Origin of the sequence: Barnesiella sp. CU968 (genome assembly GCF_905219685.1) — a bacterium.
Taxonomy (GTDB): Bacteria; Bacteroidota; Bacteroidia; order Bacteroidales; family Muribaculaceae; genus Lepagella; species Lepagella muris_A.
Genome location: NZ_CAJMXD010000253.1, coordinates 1 through 4,293 on the forward strand (window position 1 = coordinate 1; position 4,293 = coordinate 4,293).

Below are 4,293 nucleotides of genomic sequence, written 5' to 3' on the forward strand. Positions count from 1 at the left end.
GATATGTAGGCATCCATGTCAGATAACCTGTGAGCACAAAAATCAATCCTCCGAAGCCAAGCGTAAGCACAAGGGCAGTCGGTGTAGTGAACACTACCTTGAAGCCATCCCATATCCTGGTTCTTGATGGTGTTCCTCCTTCGGCAACTGCCTCCTGCTTACTTACCGGCTTGTCTTTAAGACCGAACATCATGATTACAGCCCACACCACTCCTATGGCGCCGAAGACATAGAATGCGCTCTGCCAGCCCCATTTCTGTCCGATATATCCCGCCACATATCCGCTGACGATCACTCCTATGTAATAGGCTGTCTGATGAACAGACATTGCGAAAGCCCGTGTTTTATCATGATACTGGGCAAGAAGAGAATAATTCGACGGACCGAAGAAAGCCTCTCCTCCTCCTGTGGCAATACTCCTGAGAATAACCAATGCAAGAAAACCGCTGGCAAAACCAGTCAGCATCGTTGCCACGCTCCAAAAAAGAAGACTTAGAGTTACTATCCATTTTCTGCTGAAAATATCGCCTGCCATACCTCCTACCGGAACAAGAACGGCATAGAAAAGATTGAAAATCGTAGCGATCCAGCCGACACTGATATCGCTGAGATGGAGATCATCGCGGATCAACGGAAGCACTACATTGAATACCTGCCGGTCCGCCTGATTCAGCAGGAACGCCACCCACAAGAACCCGAGCACAGCCCACTTGTAGCTGTCTCCCTTGTTTTCTTTTGTTGCAATTGACATATTCTAAACGATTGTTATGTTTTGAGTGATGATCAGCAAAGAAAAAGGCGCACTTATCCGAGGACAGCCACGCCTCTTCTCAACTAATCTACCTTATGTCATCATTATAGGTCAACGTGCGACCTTTACAGCAGATGAACCGACTTTCACCACATATATGCCCCGAACGGCTGCGCTGAGATCGATTATACCGTCTCCTGCAGTAACGAGTTTGCCGGATATATCGTAAACCTCTGCGTACTTGTTGGAACCTTTCACCTTGAAAACACCATCTCCAATCTGGACAATTTCAAGCAACTGTCCACCTTCAGAAACAATGTTCCGCACACCGCTGCCGGCTCTTGCCGTAACGTCATAGCAGCCTGACCATGTCTTTTCTCCCCGCTCGTTGCCGAAATAATCTACACTAAGATCTAGATCTTCAAGATGAGCGACAGCCTCGCCGAGATGCGCGTTTGACTCACTTCCCAGAAATTCCTTGTATGCGGCAAGATTCCATGCTTTAAGAATCATTCTCGAATCAGCCTCGTCAACACCGATTCCTGTAAGCGGCTCTATATAGGAATCGCGTCCGTCTATGAACGCTTCATTATCGCCGAATATATCTTTCTGGTTTATAACTTTCCAGTTGTCACCTTTCTCATAATCCTTTGATACAGCCCACTTGTCTTCAACCCAGTAGTTGCCACGCTTGATCATTGTGCGGCCTCCGACAAAGTTATAGCCTGCTCCCAGCCATTTGGCTATTGNCGTAGCAGCGACATTGCCATAGGTAAGAGCTTGATTTGATGTGGATCCTTCCGACAGGCTCAGCTGACTGTTTGCCACAGCTGTGGCTTCTGCGTTTTTCTCTTTATCCTCCGGCGGAAGACTGCCGATTTCAAATTCCTCATAGTCAACCGGACTTACTATAATATTACCACCTACGAATGATGTGGTATTTGCACCTNAAGTAACCACGGAACCTGTGGCAAACCTTTCCTTGGCAGAAAAGTTAAAGATAGTGTTATATGCCAGTATGCCAAGTGCCGGCTGAGTGTTGGTTCCTCCGTTTGTGCGCATAAACCCTGCTTTGCTCTTTATTGCCAGACCATTTCCGTCAATAAAATTATTAACCAGAACCACATCACTGCTTTTAGCTACATTCACGAGTCCTCCTTCTTCAGCCATGCTCATCATCTCCGGATCCGAGAATGTATTTCCAAAAATCGCACAACGCTCAAGTATCAAAAGCGAACGTTCGCTTACAGTCCCTTTAAGATTGAAGAGAATCGAGGCATTGGATACCTGTTTGGATATTGAACTGTCATAGACCATTGTCTGAACATTATTGGAGAATACACATCCTATGCACTTCAATACCGAGGAAACAGGAACTATGATGCCTCCGCACGCGGTCTCATTGCCATCAACCGTCACATCCTGCATGGTTAGCCACGCCTTGTCAAGGTACAGGACCGATCCGGATACATCAAGAGACGCAAAATCCTGTGTTCCCTTGATTCCGGAGATAGAAACACCCGCAAGAACAGTTTCGGTATCTCTGCCTTCGCCCTCAAGAATCAGGAATGCACCCTGATTGGTTCCGGCGGAAGTCAGTCTGGTAACATACGATGCAGGATCATAATCGCTGATGTCAGCTCCTTTGGCAGAGGCAGCGAAGCCACCTTGATAAGTCACTCCATTCACAAGTCTGATGTTTGGCACCGTATAGGTTCCCTCCGACATATATACAATGTCTCCCTCAACATAATTCCAGTCAGCTCCTTTGGCATTCTCCCATGAGGTTCCATCGCCATTACCACGAGACTGAGGTGCGACAAAATATACCTCTGCTTGCATATTCAGCACCGAAAGGGCTGCAGCTGCAAATAAATAAAGTTTTCTTTTCATAATGATATCAGTTTTATGGTCGATTAGAATGTAAGTCCGTCATCCCAGCCGGGGTTCTGCGTAAGAGCACCGCCCGAGAGAGAACGTTGTGAAGTCGGGATACCGTAGAGATAATCTTTTTCCTCATTCCAATGTCGTGCGAGACCGGGTTCATTANTCCTGATAGCAAAACCGTGATCTCCTTCCGACAATACGATGTCTGTGTTCAGTTTAAAATATTTTACCCCTAAGACACTCGGTTTCTTTCCATCGTATATACAGATGTTATATTTGCCGTCGCCGGTAAGGTCATAGGATCCGGTCGAGGGGAAATACATTCCATAATGAGGTTTCTCGTAAACCTTACCCTCCTTCCAGCGTAAAATATCGTTATAATGATTGAGTTCAAGAGCCATCTCGACAAGACGCTCGCGACGAATCTCAAGAATTACTCCCGTATTGGCACTTTGTGTAACGTTTGGATAACCCCACTCCTCGCTCATCATAAAAGGATCGGGATGAGCGTTTGCATCCGCCATTTTCAGATCCGGCATTCCAGCTCTGTCCCGAATCTTGTTGACCGACATGTCAAGGTCACGCTGTGTAAGCGTTCCGAGTTCTGCAAGTGCTTCCGCATAATTGAGATACACCTCTGCCAATCGAAATATGGGGAGTGCTGAGCGGCAATGATCAAAAGAATTCTGTGAAGCGTCCGATACGTACTTTATGTATTGGTAGCAGCCTTTCGTTGCCGCAATGTTTGTAAAACTTACAGTAGCCGAACCTTTCTGTTTATAGCCGGGACACAGAATAGTCTGCGCCATGCGTGGATCTCGATTCTTGCATTCATCCAGATAACCGACTGTATTCCAGTCTGGACGATCAGTGAATTTTGTACCGTCTGAGTTGAGATAGTAGCATATCATACGTTTGGTAGCTCCGACACCCCTGTTCATCAGCTGATCGTTGGCGTTATGCATCTTACCTGCACTGACACCTGCGATTCGTGCCCAGATATACTCATTGGCGTTGGCTTCGGTCGAATAAAACATCTCCCTATAAGGCTCTTTCCCGGTCTTATGGAGTGAGTATCCACCCTCTTCTATAAGTTTTTTAGATGACTCTGCGCATATTTTCAAAAGTTCATCCCAAGGAAGATGATTCGGATTGAAAGGGTCTCCATCATGATATTTCCTGAATGTTCCTTCAAACAAGGCGGCACGCGATTTCAGTGCCAATGCAGTCCAGGCGCATACCTCTGTGGTTTTCTTCCCTTGCGGAAGCATTTGGTTGAATGCCCGGTCGCAGTCTTCGAGAATTTGGTTTATCACCTCTTCGCGGCTATCGCGCGGCTTGCAAAGGCTGGCAACATCGCTTGAGCCAATTGGTTCCAGATAAACCGGCACTTCGCCAAATTTTGTCAGCATATTGTAATAGAAGTAAGCCCTGAAAAAATATGCCACACCTTCGTAATGCTCTCGAATTTCCTTGTCGGCGCAACGATGTGAATACTGAAGAAAATAGTTTATGTCCCGGAGTTTTGTCCAAGTCCAGCCTACTTCACTTGATTTGGTGGGAAGGGGGCGGGTTCCCATAATCTCGTTCTCTGGCAAATTTGTCGCAACAAGCTCTCCCTGTTCCTCATACCAGCCCAAGTAATGGGATGAAGA

Annotated in this window: 2 protein-coding genes; both read right to left on the reverse strand. The window is 46.6% G+C overall.

Annotated features, from left to right (window positions below):
* On the reverse strand, nt 1-751 hold a 751-nt coding region (locus JX312_RS09750; protein ID WP_204457856.1), incomplete at its 3' end, for an MFS transporter.
* A 1,916-nt stretch (nt 752-2,667) separates the two neighbouring features.
* Nucleotides 2,668-4,293 (reverse strand): RagB/SusD family nutrient uptake outer membrane protein (locus tag JX312_RS09755; protein ID WP_204457857.1); only part of this gene is annotated, 1,626 nt, incomplete at its 5' end.